This window comes from Pseudomonas sp. Irchel s3h17 (genome assembly GCF_900187505.1).
GTDB lineage: Bacteria > Pseudomonadota > Gammaproteobacteria > Pseudomonadales > Pseudomonadaceae > Aquipseudomonas.
The window spans coordinates 165,379-182,611 of the sequence record NZ_FYDL01000007.1 but is presented as its reverse complement, the minus strand read 5'-3'; the positions used below and the strand labels follow the sequence as shown (position 1 = coordinate 182,611).

18 protein-coding genes and 3 pseudogenes are annotated in these 17,233 nt (G+C 58.5%); 14 read left to right on the top strand and 7 right to left on the bottom strand.

Going from position 1 to position 17,233, the window contains the following annotated elements; translation table 11 throughout:
* The first annotated feature begins 6 nt into the window (after positions 1-6).
* Genes CKW25_RS12190 through CKW25_RS12185 form a run of 3 tightly spaced genes read left to right on the top strand, consistent with a single transcriptional unit; the run spans position 7 to position 1,795 of the window.
* Positions 7-1,215, top strand: coding sequence for an MFS transporter (locus CKW25_RS12190; protein WP_172736492.1), 1,209 nt, complete (start codon positions 7-9; stop codon positions 1,213-1,215).
* The gene (locus CKW25_RS26220; RefSeq protein ID WP_143497309.1) at positions 1,212-1,415 is read left to right on the top strand and encodes a hypothetical protein; all 204 of its coding nucleotides are present in this window, start codon (positions 1,212-1,214) and stop codon (positions 1,413-1,415) included. The genes CKW25_RS12190 and CKW25_RS26220 overlap by 4 nt, the downstream gene beginning before the upstream one ends.
* On the top strand, positions 1,412-1,795 hold the full coding sequence (locus tag CKW25_RS12185; protein WP_256577965.1) for a nuclear transport factor 2 family protein: 384 nt from the start codon (positions 1,412-1,414) through the stop codon (positions 1,793-1,795). Before CKW25_RS26220 ends, CKW25_RS12185 begins: the two co-directional genes overlap by 4 nt.
* Here CKW25_RS12185 and CKW25_RS12180 read toward each other — a convergent pair.
* Positions 1,792-2,589, bottom strand: a complete 798-nt coding sequence (locus tag CKW25_RS12180; RefSeq protein WP_095079458.1) for a class III extradiol ring-cleavage dioxygenase — start codon at positions 2,587-2,589, stop codon at positions 1,792-1,794. The two genes, CKW25_RS12185 and CKW25_RS12180, sit on opposite strands and share 4 nt — an antisense overlap.
* 277 nt (positions 2,590-2,866) lie before the next feature.
* On the opposite strand from CKW25_RS12180, the gene CKW25_RS12175 reads away from it, so the two are divergent.
* The 8 genes and pseudogenes from CKW25_RS12175 (at position 2,867) to CKW25_RS12135 (ending at position 9,486) form a co-directional block, all read left to right on the top strand.
* The gene (locus CKW25_RS12175; protein WP_095079456.1) at positions 2,867-3,694 is read left to right on the top strand and encodes a fumarylacetoacetate hydrolase family protein; all 828 of its coding nucleotides are present in this window, start codon (positions 2,867-2,869) and stop codon (positions 3,692-3,694) included.
* 32 nt (positions 3,695-3,726) lie between these two features.
* Entirely contained in the window at positions 3,727-4,614 is an 888-nt protein-coding gene (locus CKW25_RS12170; RefSeq protein ID WP_095079454.1) for an acetaldehyde dehydrogenase (acetylating), read from the top strand.
* Between the two features lie 22 nt (positions 4,615-4,636).
* A complete protein-coding gene (gene dmpG, locus CKW25_RS12165; RefSeq protein ID WP_095079452.1) occupies positions 4,637-5,671 on the top strand; it encodes a 4-hydroxy-2-oxovalerate aldolase in 1,035 nt (344 codons plus the stop codon).
* Between the two features lie 292 nt (positions 5,672-5,963).
* Entirely contained in the window at positions 5,964-6,995 is a 1,032-nt protein-coding gene (locus CKW25_RS12160; RefSeq protein WP_095079450.1) for a flavin reductase, read from the top strand.
* Between the two features lie 751 nt (positions 6,996-7,746).
* Positions 7,747-8,157: an MAPEG family protein gene (locus CKW25_RS12155; RefSeq protein WP_095079448.1), complete on the top strand. Its 411-nt coding sequence runs from the start codon at positions 7,747-7,749 to the stop codon at positions 8,155-8,157.
* A 66-nt stretch (positions 8,158-8,223) separates the two neighbouring features.
* Positions 8,224-8,413 (top strand): annotated as a pseudogene (locus CKW25_RS12150) (transposase); the annotation flags it as partial.
* Between the two features lie 374 nt (positions 8,414-8,787).
* Complete coding sequence (locus CKW25_RS12140; RefSeq protein WP_095079444.1) at positions 8,788-9,054, top strand: hypothetical protein; 267 nt, start codon at positions 8,788-8,790, stop codon at positions 9,052-9,054.
* A gap of 54 nt (positions 9,055-9,108) precedes the next feature.
* Positions 9,109-9,486, top strand: coding sequence for an ASCH domain-containing protein (locus CKW25_RS12135; protein WP_095079442.1), 378 nt, complete (start codon positions 9,109-9,111; stop codon positions 9,484-9,486).
* A gap of 475 nt (positions 9,487-9,961) precedes the next feature.
* On the opposite strand, the gene CKW25_RS12130 is transcribed toward CKW25_RS12135, so the two are convergent.
* Genes CKW25_RS12130 through CKW25_RS12120 form a run of 3 tightly spaced genes read right to left on the bottom strand, consistent with a single transcriptional unit; the run spans position 9,962 to position 12,811 of the window.
* On the bottom strand, positions 9,962-11,167 hold the full coding sequence (locus CKW25_RS12130) for a methylaspartate mutase (protein WP_095079440.1): 1,206 nt from the start codon (positions 11,165-11,167) through the stop codon (positions 9,962-9,964).
* 49 nt (positions 11,168-11,216) lie between these two features.
* On the bottom strand, positions 11,217-11,672 hold the full coding sequence (locus CKW25_RS12125) for a cobalamin-dependent protein (RefSeq protein WP_095079438.1): 456 nt from the start codon (positions 11,670-11,672) through the stop codon (positions 11,217-11,219).
* 14 nt (positions 11,673-11,686) lie between these two features.
* Positions 11,687-12,811, bottom strand: coding sequence for a fatty acid desaturase (locus CKW25_RS12120; protein WP_172736490.1), 1,125 nt, complete (start codon positions 12,809-12,811; stop codon positions 11,687-11,689).
* Positions 12,812-12,922: 111 nt separating this feature from the next.
* On the opposite strand from CKW25_RS12120, the gene CKW25_RS12115 reads away from it, so the two are divergent.
* A complete protein-coding gene (locus CKW25_RS12115; protein WP_095079437.1) occupies positions 12,923-13,804 on the top strand; it encodes a LysR family transcriptional regulator in 882 nt (293 codons plus the stop codon).
* Positions 13,805-13,822: 18 nt separating this feature from the next.
* Here the strand turns inward: CKW25_RS12115 and CKW25_RS12110 are convergent, their stop codons facing one another.
* Positions 13,823-14,809, bottom strand: a complete 987-nt coding sequence (locus tag CKW25_RS12110) for a quinone oxidoreductase (RefSeq protein ID WP_256577001.1) — start codon at positions 14,807-14,809, stop codon at positions 13,823-13,825.
* Between the two features lie 9 nt (positions 14,810-14,818).
* Positions 14,819-15,439 carry a LysE family translocator gene (locus CKW25_RS12105; RefSeq protein WP_095079639.1) on the bottom strand — a complete coding sequence of 207 codons (621 nt, stop codon included), beginning with the start codon at positions 15,437-15,439 and terminating at the stop codon, positions 14,819-14,821.
* Between the two features lie 145 nt (positions 15,440-15,584).
* Here CKW25_RS12105 and CKW25_RS12100 point away from each other — a divergent pair.
* Together CKW25_RS12100 and CKW25_RS12095 are read left to right on the top strand one after the other, a co-directional pair.
* Positions 15,585-16,031 (top strand): annotated as a pseudogene (locus CKW25_RS12100) (AraC family transcriptional regulator N-terminal domain-containing protein); the annotation flags it as partial.
* A pseudogene (locus CKW25_RS12095) lies at positions 16,022-16,273 on the top strand (IS30 family transposase); the annotation flags it as partial. The pseudogenes CKW25_RS12100 and CKW25_RS12095, both read left to right, overlap by 10 nt.
* 56 nt (positions 16,274-16,329) lie before the next feature.
* Here the strand turns inward: CKW25_RS12095 and CKW25_RS12090 are convergent.
* The gene (locus CKW25_RS12090) at positions 16,330-17,124 is read right to left on the bottom strand and encodes a DNA adenine methylase (protein WP_095079435.1); all 795 of its coding nucleotides are present in this window, start codon (positions 17,122-17,124) and stop codon (positions 16,330-16,332) included.
* Positions 17,125-17,233: the final 109 nt, after the last annotated feature.

The window sequence follows — 17,233 nt, the reverse complement described above, 5'->3', positions numbered from 1 at the left end:
CACAGCATGTCCAGAGGCGCTGGAGACACCGGCTGGCTCGGCGGCATTTCCACGGAAGTGCGCTGCCTGTGCGTCATCAGCTTTATCTCCGCCGTGGGCTTCGGCATCCAGTCACCGGCCATTCCGGTGTTCGGCCAGGCACTAGGGGTGGGCAGCAGCATGATCGGCATGATCATCGCAGCCTTCCCCTTCGCCCGCCTGCTGATGGCTTGGCCAGGCGGCAGGCTGGTCAATCGCTGGGGCGAGTACCGGTTGCTGTGCGGCGGTCTTGGGCTCATGGCACTGGGCAGCGTTGCCGCCGGCTTTTCCGCTTCCGCCGAGCAGTTGCTGGCATTTCGCGGTCTGTGCGGGATGGGCTCGATCCTCTACAGCGTGTCGGCCATGAGCCTCATGCTGCGCACCACCGCCGCCAGCCACCGGGGGCGCGCGGCGGGGCTGTTCATGGGTGCCTATTACGTCGGGACGGTCGCCGGTCCCGCCATCGGCAGCCTGTTCGTGGACATGTCTGTGCGCCTGCCGTTCTTCCTCTATGGAGCCGGAACGGGAGCGGCGGCCCTGGTCGCGGCACTGCTGCTGCGCCACCTGCGCCACAGTCACAGCGCGGCGAGCGACTCCGGGCAAGCGGCGGTCAGCTTTGGCCAGGCGCTACGCCTGGCCTCTTACCGATCCGCGATCGCCAGCAATTTCGCCATCGGCTTTGCCGTTTACGGGGTCAGGGTTTCCGTCCTGCCGCTGTTTCTGCTGACGGTGCTCAACCAGCCGGCGAAATGGATCGGCATCGGTCTGGCCGTCGGTGCACTGACCCAGACACTTCTGCTGCCCAAGGCTGGCCGATGGGTGGACACCTGGGGCCGCAAGCCAAGCCTGATGCTGGGCATGACCCTGGTACTGGGCAGTTTTCTGCTCATCCAGGGCGGGCAAACGCTGGCAACCTACCTGGGCGGGCTCGCGCTGATGGGGCTCGGAACCGCGTTCTGCACCACCGCCGCAGCCGCCGTCGCTGGTGACGCCGCCAATGGCCGTGGGGGTACGGTGATAGCCGGCTACCAGATGGCCGCCGACCTCGGCATGGTCATCGGCCCTATTCTCATCGGGGTGCTCGCCGAGCGGCACTCCTACGCCCTCGCCCTCGGCTGCACCGCCGGCCTGCTGGCACTGGCCGCCTTGACGACACTGACCATCCCCCACGACAAGAACACGGGGAGCAACCCATGAGCGAGCGCAGCCAATCGGTCTTCATCCGCGCCAACCTGCAGTTCGCCCGTGAATTGCGAAGAGGTGGCGGCCTGGTTGTGGGAAGCCTCGGTGCATCTAACCCGAGTGGACTTCCAGCCGCTTACGCAAACTACATCCGCCATAAACCAGCAGGCAATCGCCTGAACAAGGAGCAGACATGTCAACGGAAATCCGAATGAGAAGCGCCCTTCAGGCCTACATCGACGCCTACAACCGCAATGACCTGAAAGCCATCATCGCCCTCTACCACGACGACGCAACGGTGGAAGACCCGTACGGCTCGTCGCCGCGCGAAGGCAAGACGAAAATCGTCGAGTTCTACCGCAACGTCATGGCCAACGGTGCCACCCTGCAGCTTTGCGCACCGATCCGCGCCTCTCACGGCGATGCTGCCGCGATGGCCTTCGATGCCGTGGTGAAGCTACCCCAGGGGGAGGTGCGGGTGCGGGTCATCGATGTGATGACCTTCGACGAAGCGGGGCTCATCACCTCCATGCGCGCCTATTTCGGCCCAGGCGACATCGAGATGAAGGCTTCCACCGACAGCCGCAACGACTAGCCAAAGCGATAAGCCGAGACCGCGACGAGGCCCCCCAGCCGCTCGGCGTACACGCGCCGCGCGGGCTGGTCACCTGCTGCAGCGCAAGCCACCAGCAACGGCAGCAAGTGTTCCTCGCGCGGATGGGCGAAACGCGCCTGCGGTGCCTCGACCCAATGGCGCAGGCGCTGACTTCGTTCCTCCGGCGTCCCCATCAGCGTATCGAGCAACCAGTCATCGAATGCCTGCGCCCGCGCAGCCAGGTCCTCTCCAGATGCACGGACGTTGTGGAAAGACATGCCGCTGCCCACGATCAACACCCCCTCCTCTCGCAACCCTGCCAGCGCCACCCCGGCAGCCAGGTGCGCTGCCGGGTCCAGATCGCTGCAAAGTGACAGCTGCAGCATCGGGATATCCGCCTGCGGATAGATCAGTTTGAACGGGATGAACGCACCGTGATCCAGTCCGCGTGTGTCGTCGAGCGCTGCCGACAGTCCTGCGCCGCGCAAGCGTTCGCACGCATCCCTGGCCAGCCAGGGTGCGCCGGCGACCGGGTATTGCAGTCGATAGGTGTGCGCCGGAAATCCGCTGTAGTCGTAGACCAGGCCTGGGGCCGGACTGGAAGTCAGCGTGAACCGCTCGGCCTCCCAGTGTGCGGAAACGACCAGGATGGCCTTCGGCCGTTCTGGCAGGCTCGACGCCAGGCCCTGCAGCCAGGCCCCCAGTGAATGCCACATTTCGGCCGGGCCGAAGTCCCCGCGCATGAAGAAGCAGGGACCCGCCCCATGGGGAATGAACAGACTCGGAAGGCTCATTGAAGATGCAACCTCAGGCTCAGGAACAGGATTGATGACGCTGCCAGCAGAGAGCGCGCCAGGCTCAGGACGCATGCCAGTAACGGGTTGGTTGGTCACCTGTCATTTGTCGCCAGTGTGCGGTCTTCTCGGCCCCGGACGCCTCGTCCAAACCGATTACCCCGACTCCGTAGAAATGCAGGGATGCAGAAAGAGTGCTGAAACTACTGCATGCGGGTGAGGGCACGCGCCGACACATCCGGCATGATTTGGACACATCCGACAAGAGGAGAGTCCAATGCCCCCCGTAATCGAACCGGTCTCCAGTGCCTCGCAGGACAAGACGCGACTGCGCCAGCGACTCGCCGAGCGTCTCTACAGGGCGCTACGCAATGGCGAGACGATCGAGCCGCTGACCACCACCGACTCGCTGGATATCGAAGACGCGTACCACATCTCACTGGCCATGCTGGAACAGCGTAAAGCCGACGGCGAGCAGATCATCGGCAAGAAAATCGGAGTGACGAGCAAAGCCGTGCAGGAAATGCTCGGCGTCCACCAACCGGACTTCGGCTTCCTCACCGACCGCATGCATTTCGATAACGATGCCTGCGTCAGCCTTAGCCAGGCCAACCTCATCCAGCCCCGTGCAGAAGGTGAGATCGCCTTCATCCTCAAGCACGACCTGATGGGCCCCGGCGTCACCCAGGGGGATGTGCTGGAAGCCACTGACTCGGTCATGGCCTGCTTTGAGATCGTCGATTCGCGCATCTGCGACTGGAAGATATCCATACAGGACACCATCGCCGACAACGCCTCCTGCGGTGTCTTCATCCTGGGTAGCCCGCGCGTCTCCCCTGTCGGCCTCGACCTCGCCAATGTCCGCCTGGATATGAAGCGCAACGGAGAGCCTCACTCCAGCGGGCTTGGCTCGGCCGTGCAAGGGCACCCAGCCGAGGCCGTGGCTTGGCTGGCCAATACCTTGGGCGCCTTCGGCATGCCCCTGCTCGCCGGCGAAATCATCCTGTCGGGATCGCTGGTTCCCCTGGTACCCGTAAAGGCTGGCGACCACTTCGAACTGACCATTACGGATATCGGCTCCGCCTCGATTCGCTTCACCGACTGACTCTGCCCTCCCTAGATGCGAGAGAACTGGCCATGACACGCAAAATCAGATGCGCCCTGATCGGGCCCGGCAACATCGGTACCGACCTGCTCTACAAACTGCAACGCAGCAAAGTGCTGGAGCCGGTCTGGATGGTCGGGATCGACCCCGAATCCGACGGTTTGAAGCGCGCCCGGGAAATGGGCCTGAACGTCACCTGCGAAGGCGTCGATGGGCTCCTGCCCCACGTCAAGGCCGACGACATCCGGATCGTGTTTGACGCGACCTCCGCCTACGTACATGCCGAGAACTCACGCAAGCTCAATGAACTGGGCGTGCTGATGATCGACCTCACGCCTGCGGCCATCGGCCCCTACTGCGTGCCGTCGGTAAACCTGGCCGATCAATTGGGCAAGCAGGTGCTGAACGTCAACATGGTGACCTGCGGGGGACAAGCGACCATTCCCATGATCCACGCGGTGTCACGTGTGCAGCCCGTTGCCTATGGCGAGATCGTGGCGACGGTGTCGTCCCGTTCGGTCGGCCCCGGCACCCGCAAGAATATCGACGAGTTCACCCGCACCACTGCCGGTGCGGTGGTCACGGTCGGTGGGGCCAAGGAAGGCAAGGCGATCATCGTGATCAACCCGGCCGAACCTCCGCTGATCATGCGCGACACCATTCACTGCCTGACCGAAAGCGAACCGGATCGCGAGGCTATCACCCAATCGGTGCACGCAATGATCAAGGACGTACAGAAGTATGTGCCCGGCTACACGCTGAAGAACGGACCGGTATTCGACGGCAATCGCGTGTCGATTTTCATGGAGGTGGAGGGCCTGGGCGACTACCTGCCCAAGTACGCCGGCAATCTGGACATCATGACCGCGGCGGCCGCCCGTACCGCGGAAATGTTTGCCGAAGACATGCTGAACGCCTAACCACTCTCGAATGGAAATTGCCATGACCTCTTTACGCGGCAAGCAAATCAAACTGCACGACATGTCATTGCGCGACGGCATGCACCCAAAGCGCCACCAGATCACCCTGCAGGAGATGGTGGATGTGGCCACCGGTCTGGACGCAGCCGGTGTTCAGCTGATCGAAGTCACCCACGGCGATGGCCTGGGCGGCACCTCCGTCAATTATGGCTTTGCGGCACACAGCGACGAGGAATACCTGCGTGCAGTCATTGCGCAAATGAAACAGGCCAAGGTATCGGCCCTGCTGCTGCCCGGTATCGGCACCGTCGATCACCTGCAGATGGCACATGACTGTGGCGTACACACCATTCGCGTGGCAACCCATTGCACCGAGGCCGACGTTTCCGAGCAGCACATCCAGTACGGCCGCAAGTTGGACATGGATACGGTCGGCTTCCTGATGATGGCACACATGCTCGACGCCGACGGTTTGGTGAAACAGGCCAGGTTGATGGAAAGCTACGGCGCCAACTGCCTCTACATCACGGACTCGGCCGGGTACATGCTCCCCGAAGACGTTCGCGTGCGCATCGACGCGGTTCGCCAGGCGCTGAAACCGGAAACCGAGCTGGGCTTCCACGGCCACCATAACCTCGGCATGGGCATAGCCAACTCGCTGGCAGCCATTGAAGCCGGTGCCAATCGCATCGACGGCTCCGCCGCTGGCCTAGGTGCCGGTGCCGGCAACACGCCGCTGGAAGTCTTCAATGCGGTCTGCGATCGCTTAGGCATCATTACGGGCGTGGACGTGTTCAAGCTCGCTGATGTCGCCGAAGAGAAAGTGTTCCCGATGATGGAGCACATCGTCCGGGTCGACCGTGACTCGCTGATGCTAGGGTACGCTGGCGTCTACTCCTCGTTCCTGCTGTTCGCCAAACGTGCCGCAAAAAAGTACGGCGTGCCCTCCCACGAGATCCTGTTGGAACTGGGCCGACGCAAGACCGTCGGCGGCCAGGAGGACATGATCGAGGACCTGGCGCTGGACATGGCGCGTGAACGCGGAATCAGCCACTAACGCTGACAGGTCCCGACATCAGAGATCGTTTACCCCTGCCCCCTTACGGGGGCTTTTTTTCCCATGGAATCAATGTCCAGCGCACACGAAATCGCGCCGATCAGGTCCATTTCGATCGACATCCAGACTGAGCCACAAAAATCTCATCCATGCCTGCCATCCCTGGCCCTCACGTAGTGTTGCAAACACCGTGATATCAACAAACATCGTCCGTTCTGACCATGCTGGAAAGTGCTGCACGTTAGACAATTCAAGCCACAGATACGGCTCCCAGTACCAGAGGAAAACGGGCATGAATAACAACGCACAACGCTCACAAGCCGGCCAGCAGAAACATGGCAGTACCACACTGGATCCCCGGGAGTTTCGCCACGCTCTGGGGACGTTCACCACGGGTGTCACCATCATTACGGCTCGCGACCAGGACGATGCCCCCGTCGGCGTAACGGCCAATAGTTTCAACTCGGTGTCCCTGGACCCTCCACTGGTGCTCTGGAGCCTGGCTCGCAAATCACAGAGCCTCGCCACCTTCGAAAACGCCAGCCACTGGGCTGTGCATATCCTCGCCCACGACCAGGGCGAACTCTCGGCGCGTTTCGCCCGTAGCGTCTCCGGGCCGGAGAAGTTCGACGGCATCGAGTACGAGGGCGGCCTGGGCTCGGCGCCGCTGCTAGCCGGCTGCACCACTCGGCTGCAGTGCCGCACGGCCCATATCTACGATGGCGGCGACCACATCATCCTGGTGGGCGAAGTACTCAAGTTCGACAAGTCCGATACCCCTCCGCTGGTATTCCAGAGGGGCAACTACGCCATCGCCACCAGCACCGCGCAAACCATCATGCCGCCTCCTGACGAGGACCCTCGTAACGTCAGCGAAGCCAGCCCCCTTGGCTATTTGCTGGCCAGCGCATACCTGCACTTCTCCGCCAGGACGCAGGAACATGCCTCTCAGCTCAAACTCAACAACATCGAGTACCTGGTCCTCAGTGCACTGGGTACGCGGGAAGGACGCACCTACCACGAGCTGATTTCCCTCGCCGCGTACACCGGACGCGAAGTAGGCCCTGAATCGATCAACGACCTGGCAGCGAGAGGGCTGATACGCATCGATGACGAACGCACCTCACCGGACGATGAGGACCACGCGCAAATTTTCCTGACACCCGAAGGCAGGAAATTTGTCGCTCGCATCCTCAGCCAGAGTCAGCAGGAGGAGGAAACGATGATGCGACAGCTCGGAGTCCCCGAGACCATTGCGCTACGTACTCTACTGAGCCGCTTCGTGAGGATCCACAGTCCGCTTATCCCCTATCGCTGGTTCTGAGGCTGTCCCGCGAGCTCTGCGAAAGAGACCTTGATATCACGGTGCACATCGCTGGAGCTCGCAACATTGAGTCTTTATACGAACCTGGTAAGGGGGAAACGGTGTCCTGTCTTTCATGGGGCTCGTTCACAGACCTCTAGCGCCGAGGTAAAGGCGGTAAGGATTGTGCGGGGCAGTGCTGAGTAGAGGGTGCCTAGATTTACTGGCCAGAAAAAACAGACAACAGGATTTGCCCCGTACAAAAAGCCCGCCACTGAGCGCAATACTGTTCAGTTAAGAAAGGCTTGAAGCGGGTGAGAGACCCGTGGCGAGCGAGCTTGCTCGCGCTGGTGCGCGAAGCGCACCCAACAAAGCGACTGCGGTCTTTCAGAACGAACTCGACGACAGTTTTTTGGGCTGCTCTGCAGCCCAGCGCGAGCAAGCTCGCTCGCCACGGGGGATGTATTGAGCAACCCAATCCTTAACTGAACAGCATTGCGCCACTGAGCGGGTTTTTTGCTGCCTGCTACGCTTTTCTTCGACACAGGAGAAGTGGCCATGCCCCTACCAGACGATCCTGCCCCCGCCCTGCTCCACCGCCTCAACCAGAACATCATGCCCCTTCCCTTGCCCTCTTGCGAGTCGAACGGCTAGCTACGCGGGATTCCGGACAGCTCCCTGATGCAGAACCGTATTGCGTCTATTCTGATTGCACGAAATAGCACTCCGGTTTCGTATCGCATTACTTCCTTGATTAGTGGATGTAACAGATATGACCAGCCCGACTGCTATCGCTCTGAGTGGCTTTATTGGGTGGACATTGGCGCTGCTGATTCTCATGGAACTCCTGCGTGGCGGGCTTGCAGTCCTAAAGCGCATTCCCACAAATGAGTTCAAGCCAGACAACTCCAATCTTTCACCCTTCATGCAACGCTTGGCGCGAGCACATGCTAATTGTGTAGAAGGTTTACCCCTGTTCGGCGGCTTACTTCTATTGGCCCTTGCCACGGACCAGACGTCAATTACCGATCCACTTGCCTTTCCCTTGCTTATTGCTCGAGTCGCGCAATCTTCGCTGCACCTATACTCCCTGAGCATCCCGGTAGTGAATGCTCGATTCGGATGTTTTGCCGTTCAGCTGGCTATCGCCGCCTATTGGTTGGTTCAGCTAGTGGCAGGGTGATCTGTAGTGGTCTGATGAAACCGGACACTCATTTGGGCGAGAGCGCTCGCCAGATTGAGGAGTCAGATGACCAAACAACGTCGCTCCTTTTCCGCTGAGTTCAAACGCGAGGCTGCCGACCTCGTGCTCAAGCAAAATTACAGTTTCATCGAAGCCAGTCGTTCACTCGGCGTCGGTGAGTCGGCACTACGCCGCTGGCGTCGACCAGGTTCGGCAAGAGCGCCAAGGCGTTACTCCGCAGAGCAAAGCGCTGACCATGCATATGACCGGGAACGCAGTGCCGCCGCTGGCCGGGCAGAAGATCATCGAGGCAGTGATGTCGGCATCTCAAACCTTAAACCAGGATCAGAACGCTCGCCTGCTGCGAATCAATAGTCGGGATCAATCCTGAACCCTGTTGGTGTGCGAGCCAAATCCGAGTCAGTTTCACGTCGAAGCGCCAGCCGTGGGTTTCCATCCACATAAGCGCTGTATGGGTGACTCGATAGTGTCCGCACTTCGGACAGGCTCTTTCCTGGTAATCATCGCCAACATCGACGTCCGAAGCAGGCTCGTCGCAAATTAAGCACGTCATGACCTTCTCCTTTTGGCTGATCGTTCAACTGTAGTCGATCTCAGCGAGGTATCCCCATGCCCACAGCAAACAACACTGCCGTACAAGACGAGCGGCTGGTCACCCTGCCGATGTGGATCATCGAGGCCGTACGCACAGACATCCGCCTTGAAGTACATGTCTGGTCCGAGATGCAAAAGCGGGTTGAACAGTCGCTAGCCTGCGATGTGAAGCTGCCGCCCGGCACGCTGTTCAGCAAAGGCACCAAGCTCAGCACGTTGATGTTCGGGATCCGGCAGCGACTCGACTTTCCGCCGCACGCCCGCGAATTCGCAAAGCAGTAACTCCCTCCCCCTTCAAAATCAGCCGCTATAGCGGCAAAGGACAGGTGTTGCTCTATGAAAGCACTTTCAATTCGCCAGCCTTGGGCGTGGCTGATCATCCACGGCGGAAAGGATGTTGAGAATCGCAGCTGGCACACGAAGCACCGGGGTCGGTTCCTGGTGCATGCAGCAAAAGGCATGACCAAGCACGAATACCAGGCCGCTCGTGATTACGCCAGAGAGTGCGGCGTTGAGATTCCTGCTCTGAGAGACCTGGAGTGTGGCGGAATCATTGGCTCAGTCTTTCTGGCGGATAGCCGGGATACGAGCAAATCGCCCTGGTACATGGGAGAAAAAGCGTTCCTGCTGGTTGACCCTCAGCCTTTACCGTTCGTGCCACTGAAGGGGCGGCTGAACTTCTTCGAAGTCTCTGACGAACGTGTGGCGCCATGATCATCCCAATAGCCGCCCCGCTCTACATGCTCTGGCTCATCGACAACGGGCCGTGTTGAAGCCGAGAGCCTCACTTTTCCCTCTGTATCCACCCAATCAACAATAGGGTGCACCCTGAGCTTAATACGCCAAAAGAGAGGTAACCGAAGGGCACCCCCCTAATCAAATGGTTCAGACCAACGCCAAGTCCGAAAATCACCATTGGAACGCCGGTAACAAAAATAGGGTTTCGAAACGCCTTTTGCATCGCTGACTCCCTTTCAAGATCAATTTCATTAAACCATAAGCCTGCCGGTGAACGGTTGGCGAGGAATTTCCATGCCTGAAACTAAGTGTCATCTGGGGCACACCCAGCACGTCAGCACCACCGACTGGGTGGCAACGCTGACACTCGATCTGGCGAGCATTCTGGCCCAAATGGGTGTCCGGTTTCATTAGACCACTACACACATCGTATCCCTGTGCGTTTTTCAAGTTAGGCGGCGCCATCATAGGTGCGGATGTTTTGTCGCAATGCTGCCAAGAAGGAGAAAGCATTCTCCACTCGCTCACCCTCGAATCCCTGGTAATAATTTTTCGCGGTCAACACCGTGCCGGCTCCCCGTTTATTATCTGGGTGAAGGCAGTAAGGAATCGATAGAAAACCACTGTCGAATGCGCTGAGAATTGCTTCGGACAAGTCGGCATCACGAGTCAACGTTCCTTCAATCAGCCGCCTCGAGGCGTCTAGAATGCGTGCATGCTCTTGCGCGTCAAACGGGATATCCGGCAAGACACCATCCGTGTGCAGGCAATAACTGGCGTATTCCAATGCAGCGATGTTCTCCTCCACCCGAGGAATACGACGTGACTCCACCGGAGTCTTGATGATCACACGCTGCACGCCCGTAGAGCGAATCATGCCCAGCGCATCGCCAGTGATTCGACAAAACCCGCCCAGGGTTCGTGGGAAAAAACCCATAAACACGTACCCGACGAAGTGATAGCTGCCCGGTGCGAAGTATTCGCTGGCAAGTTGTTGCAAAGCCGTCACCGCGGCACGGTCCTGCACGGGCGAGGTGCCTTGGGCGTAGGAGAACGACAACGTCTTGATCCCGTGAGAGCGCAAAAACAGTCCTTCTAAAATATTGAGCGCAACCAGAATGACCGGGTCGCACATCTGCCCCATCATGCAGCCGGCGAAGCTCTCGATATGACTGTGGTCCAGCCCTCTGGAAAGCACCTGGCAGGCTTTTTCCCAGTGGCCGAAAGCCTCACGCAGCGGCGTACGGCTGTACGGCAAGCAATAGGAAATTGGCCCACCCTCGGTGGTGGCCGAGCCGATTTCGACCATGCGCTTGAAAATGTGCAATGGATCGGGCGAGCCATGGCGAATCTGCACCGGCAGGAGGTAGCGGGCATGAATCTGCTCCAGCATCGCACGGGTTTTCGCCGCCGGATGATTCACAATCGGATAGCCATTTAGCATGGACGCACTATCAATCGCCCGTTGCGCCGCGTCGAGATCATTCACCCGGGTGAACGCATCAAGGGTGATGGTGCATACCGTGTTCGCGCGACTGGCCGCTGTGGCCTCCAGCCCTGCCTGCATCAGGACGGGGTCACTGAAGCCCATTCGCGGCTGGAGTACCGGACCGTGTACGTCAAACCGTTCAAGCACGTGGGTGTTGAAGTCGATCATTTCGACATACCTTTTCCTGTCCCTGCTTTATCTGGATCAGAGTACGCACTCATCGCGCGACCCGCTTTTCCAGGTAATGGGTTGGATACAACTGTGCGGAAACGAGCTCCTGAAAGGCATCAAAACTGTTTGCCACGCTGTCATCGAACACCTCGTCAAAACCCGCTGCCCGAAGCGTATCGCTGTGCCGGGCGATGGTCAGGGCGTCGTTTTCAGTGCAGATTTTTCCGCCGATATAGAGCCCTTTGATGTGATTCGTCTCGTTGCGAATGCGCTGGGCGAGTTCGGCGCCCTCGATGTAGCCGTGACCATTGACAGTACTGATCACAACTATTGCGCAGCCATTGCGGTTAAGCCGCGCAATAACATCATCCATTGGCGTGTTGGGCCCCAGGTTTTCGACCTTATAGCCAAGGTCATTGAGCAGGAACTCCATGAACACTAGGTTCCAGCTATGGGAGTCTGATGGTACAGTGCTGAGAAGAGCGGTTTTGTTGAATGTCACCGTTAAAATCCCTTTTAAGTTTCTGTTCTGCTTGCGTAATACGGAAGTGCCTTCTGGAACTTGCGGAAGTTAGTTGTTACCGCGTTGATATAGCCCCAGTAATCGGCGTAATTAGTGGGAAAAGGTTTCGAGCCTTCGATCCTGTCCCGCTCGCGCGCGGTGATGTAGTTCGGCCAATCCTTGGATCTTGGGCGCCGATGGTGAAAGTCGTGGCACGGTGTATCGCCGACCATCACAAACACGCGGATGAACAAGTGGTAGCCCAGCATTTTGATCAGCCATAAGCAGATGTAGGCAATGCGTCGAACAGCACCCGCAGCCTCCGGTATGCGCAACTCCTCACCAATAAATACACCGGTCGTGCTTTCGCAAATGAAGTCGATACCGCGCCGTTCCAGTACGTCCACGTTGGGCCAGGTGTGCTCGGCAGCCAGGCGGAACGTCGTGCTGATGTGATAGCCGGCGAATACCGGCACGACCCACGCCATGATGAAAAGATCGAAATACCCCATGGCTGCTGCCAGCAAACTGACCGTGGCCCAGAAGATCAGCGTCAGCGCTGCAACTCGGCCGTTCGACGCGGTTGCAGTCGCCTTCAATCGGCTCCAGAAAGAGCGCAGGATCGCTAACGGTGATAGCGCCGTGGAGACCAATTTGGTCCACATCGTGGCAACGCTGTCGGACGGTTTTAATCCCACCACCCCTTGCAGGTAAGACAGAGTGTCGTCATCCTCTGTGAGCAGGGTTTTGGAACTGTGGTGCAGAGCGTGCTCTTGCTTGTAGGTATCGAACGGTTTGAGCATCAATACGCCAGAAATAATCCGGCCTACTGTCAAGTTCATCTCACGCTGTTCAAAAACCATGTCATGAGCACAGTTATGGCAGATCATAACCTGCATCTGCTTGATACCACCGGTCGCCACTACAAAGCCCAGCAGCCAGAAAGTCACACTGCCATGCAAGTAACCGATGCCGGCCAACAACACCCCGAATGCTATTAATCCCGTTGACACAAGGATATGGTGGATGGGTTTCAGAATTCGGACCTGGTTGAGATCCTCAGGCAGAGGCTTGGCTGTCAGCCAGCTCAAAAATGGCTGTATGAACCCTGGAAGGGCGCGCATCGAGTTACGTATCATCCATGTGTCCTCTGCGGGTTTGCTCCAAGCAAAAAACTTTAACGTGACCTCTCGTTATTTCGAATAGAAATAGGTGGAGATCGATTTTCCATTTTTGAGTACTTCATCAACGTGAACTGGGATGATCTGAAAGTTTTTATCTTCGTCGCCAAGTCGAACAACGTGACCGAGGCGGGAAACTCGCTCAAGGTTTCGGCATCGACGGTGTCGCGCAAGATCGCCGCACTTGAGGATTCGCTCAGTACCGTGTTGTTCTTGAAAAAGACCAACGGCTATTTCCTGACGGAAGCTGGCAGGGCGCTGTTTCCACTGGCGTTAGAGACGGAGGAGCGCTTCAAACTCATTGAGCGGCAGATGTCGCAGCCAAGCAATCGGATGGCTGGGCAGGTGCGCATCGATTGCCCGGAGCTGATGGGCACGCACCTGATCATTCCTGGACTGGCGGATTTCCGTGATCAATACCCCGAGATCAGCTTCGACTTCATCAACACGGCGGTGTCTTCAAAACTCACGCAAAGCCATAGCGACATCATTATCCGATTGCGCAGACCCGAAAACGGCAACTTCACCATGCGCCGGGTCGGGACACTGATGCAGGGCCTTTTTTGTTCCGAAGGATATGCCGCCGCCAACAGACTGCCAGCGAAGCCTGACGACTTGAAGCACCATCACTTGATTGGTTGGACTGAGGAAATGTCTTATATGCCGCTCGCGCAATGGCTGAATGAGGTGAGCGGCGACCAGAAGCTCTGGATGCGCGTGTCCAATCTCAATGCCCAGCTCAAGGCGGTAGAAGCTGATCTTGGTATCGCCGCGCTACCGACCTATGTTGCACACCAGTCAGGCTTGCGTCAGGTCCTGGCCGATAGCCCCCTGCACAGCTCCGATATCTGGCTTCTGCGCAATCAGGCTACGCAAGGCGTAGGCCGCGTCGATCAAGTGGTGGATTATCTGACGGAGCTATTCCACAGCAAAACGGCGGAGATGCAATAGCAACCTTTGCATGGAGGGTCATGGCACCAGGATCAGTGAGCCCTGGGTTTGCCTTTCCTGCACGATGCGGTGCGCCTCCGCAGCCATGGCGAGCGGTAAGCGCGTTATCTGGGGCCTACGAATCAAACCTTTGGACAAGGCCATCAGAACCTGTGCCGAGCTGGTGGTGAGTTCGGCGTTCTGACCGATGTAGTGCTTCAAGGACGGCCGCGTCACATGCAGCGAGCCCATTTGTCCAAGCCGCGATAGATTGAACCCCGTTACGTCGCCCGACGCATTGCCAAATAGCACCAGATGACCGCGCTGGCGCAAGCTCGCCAATGACAGCTCCACGGTAGCGCGCCCGACAGAGTCGAACACGGTATGAGCGCCCTTGCCGTCGGTTAATTCACGAATGAACGACAATGTTCCCGGAGCGTCGGAGTCAAGGGCAGCGAAGCAGCCAGCATCCAACGCTTGGCGTCTTTTAGCTTCGGTTGAAGCAAGACCGATGACGCGCACGCCCCTGGCGGCGAGCCAGCCCGTGGCAATGCTCCCCACGCCGCCGGCAGCAGCATGCCAGACGACCCAGTCGTCAGGCTCGAGCGGTACGCAGCGATAAGTCAGGTATTCGGCGGTCAGTCCCTTGAACATCAACGCAGCGGCGATTTCGCTCGGTACGTCATCGGGCAATCGAATCGCGCGCATGGCTGGAAGTACAGCGTGACTGGCGTAGCTGCCCGTCGAGCTGTCGATGAATGCCACCCGGTCGCCGGGGATGAAACCTCGCACTTGCGGTCCACATTCGACGACGCGCCCCGCGCCCTCCACGCCCAAGCTCCTTGGAAAGGGAGAACCATCCTCAAGCGCGCCAGAGCGCCGATGCAAATCAATAAAGTTGACGCCGGCCGCCTCGATAGCGACGGTGATTTCTCCGGGGCCGGCGGCACGCAATTCGTACTCCCGTAGCTCGAGGACGTCCGGCTTCCCAGGAACGGCGAAGACAACAGCATGGGCATGGGTCATGGAGACTCCTTACAGAGAACCGGTACGCAGGAAAATCCAGACCGCTACCGCGATCAGCATCAGTCCAAACATCGCGTTCTGGAACACCAGCAGTTTGGGCCGCGCCTGGATCAGTTTCTGCACGGTCGACCCCATCGATACCCAGATGACGTGCGAGAAGAAATTCAGCGAAATCAGCGCAGCGCTCAAGATCAGCACAACGCTGCTGCTTGTCTCGCCAGAGGGCGTGAAGGTGGAAAACATCACCAGCAACATCACTATTCCTTGCACATTGCCCAACTGCACAACGATGCCGTCTCGAAACTGCAAGTGTATGGCTTTGTCGCCGGGCGCTTTCAGCGGGCGACGCAGCAGCCGCACCCCAAGCCACAAGATGTAGAAGCTGCCTAGCACTTGCAGTACCCAAACCAGCCTCGGGCTGTTCATCAGCGTGTGATAAAGCCCTAACCCGACCAGCACCGCGAGCAAGAAATAAGTGATGTCTAGGCCGACGATAAACCGGAACGAACGACGTACACCGCTTTGTGCGCCGGAGGTCGCAACCATCAAGTTGCCAGGACCTGCGCTCAGGGTCAGCGGTGCCATGGTTGACAGCCAAAGCAGCCAGTTGATGCTGAATATTTCTTGCACGTTTTTATCCTCAATCACGGCATGGACTGCACTCCCTCAAGTCTAATTCGCGGTCGCTTATAAGGTTATAGCGAAGAGCGCAAAGCGATATCCCATAAATGTGGGAAGCGTGACAGCGCTTTTTTTGTGTCTGGGAGGATTGGTTTTGGCACTCCTGGACGGCTGCAGATGCAAAACGACTAGCCGCAAAAATGCGACGCAACATTACGCCTCGTTCATGGACGATTTGCTGCACAGCTCGATGCTGCGCTTCCTGGAAGCCATGAGTCGCCCGGGCGATGCGCAGAAACTTGGACCGTCGCTGATACGGGAAATCTACTACCGGATCCTGACCGGCGAGCAGGGCGGCTCAATGCGTGCCGCGCTCAGTCGCCGGGGGCACTTCGGCAAGAACACCCGGGCGATACGCAAGATCCACAGCTGCTACCACGAACATCTGGACGTCGAAGCGCTCGGCCACGAAGCCAACATGAGTATCCCCAACTTTCACCTGCACTTTCGCAGCGTGACAGACTCCACGCCCATGCAGTACTTGAAATCGACACGCCTGCACCAGACGCGATTGTTTATGCTGCGCAACACCATGAGCGCTTTACGGTGGCTACCGACATCAAGGTCTACTTCTGCGATCCTCATCGTCCTTGGCAACGGGGATCGAATGAGAACACCAACGGGTTGTTAAGGCAGTACTTCCCGAAAGGGACTGACCTGGCGGAGCACTCGCAAGCCACGCTCAATGAAGTGACCAGGTAGCTAAATAGCCGCCCTCGGAAAACACTAAACTACGAAACACCTGCGGAACGATTTAGCCAATCTGTTGCATCGACCGGTTGAATCCACAGTCGATTTCTGACTGTCGTCACCGGCGGCTTTAGATGAAAGCGGTCATTTCAAAACAGCCCTCCTAGCGCTGCTGGCTCCCAGTTCATGATCACCAACTCGCCACTGACCTCGGCCTTGCCCTGTCGCTGGTTGCTCGTGGTGTAGCGGATATCCAGCGTCTCAAAGTGAAAACCTTCGAACACCCGGCGAATGTCCGGGTGGTCGTTGATGCTGACCATTACCCTACCCTTACAGCGACGCATGAAGTCGGCCATGCGTTCGTAGTTCTCGAACGGAAAATCCACCCCATAGCCTGCGGTCTGCCAGTACGGCGGGTCCATGTAGTGGAAGGTATGCGCCCGGTCGTAGCGTTCCGCGCAGTCCAGCCAGGGCAGGTTTTCCACGTAGGTGCCAGACAGACGCTGCCAGGCGGCCGAGAGGTTTTCCTCGATCCGCAGCAGGTTGATTGACGGCGTGGTGGTGGCGGTACCGAAGGTCTGCCCGGAGACCTTGCCAGCGAAGGCATGGTGCTGCAGGTAGAAAAATCGGGCGGCACGCTGGATGTCGGTGAGGGTTTCGACGTGGGTCATCTTCTGCCACTCGAACACCCGGCGTGAGCTGAGCGCCCACTTGAACTGACGCACGAACTCCTCGAGGTGGTTCTGTACCACGCGGTACAACGTCACCAGATCGCCATTGATGTCGTTAAGCACTTCCACGGGCGCAGCCTGGGGGCGCATGAAGTACAGCGCGGCGCCGCCGGCAAAGACTTCGACGTAGCATTCGTGAGGGGGGAACAGCGGGATAAGACGATCGGCCAGGCGGCGTTTGCCGCCCATCCAAGGGATGATGGGTGAAGACATGGATAGCAAGACCATTACTGTATAAATAAACAGGTGTTGGGCTCGCTCCGCTTTGTGCATAGAGCAGGAGCCTTGACTGGACTTGCAGGAACAATCTGCGGGGATGGTG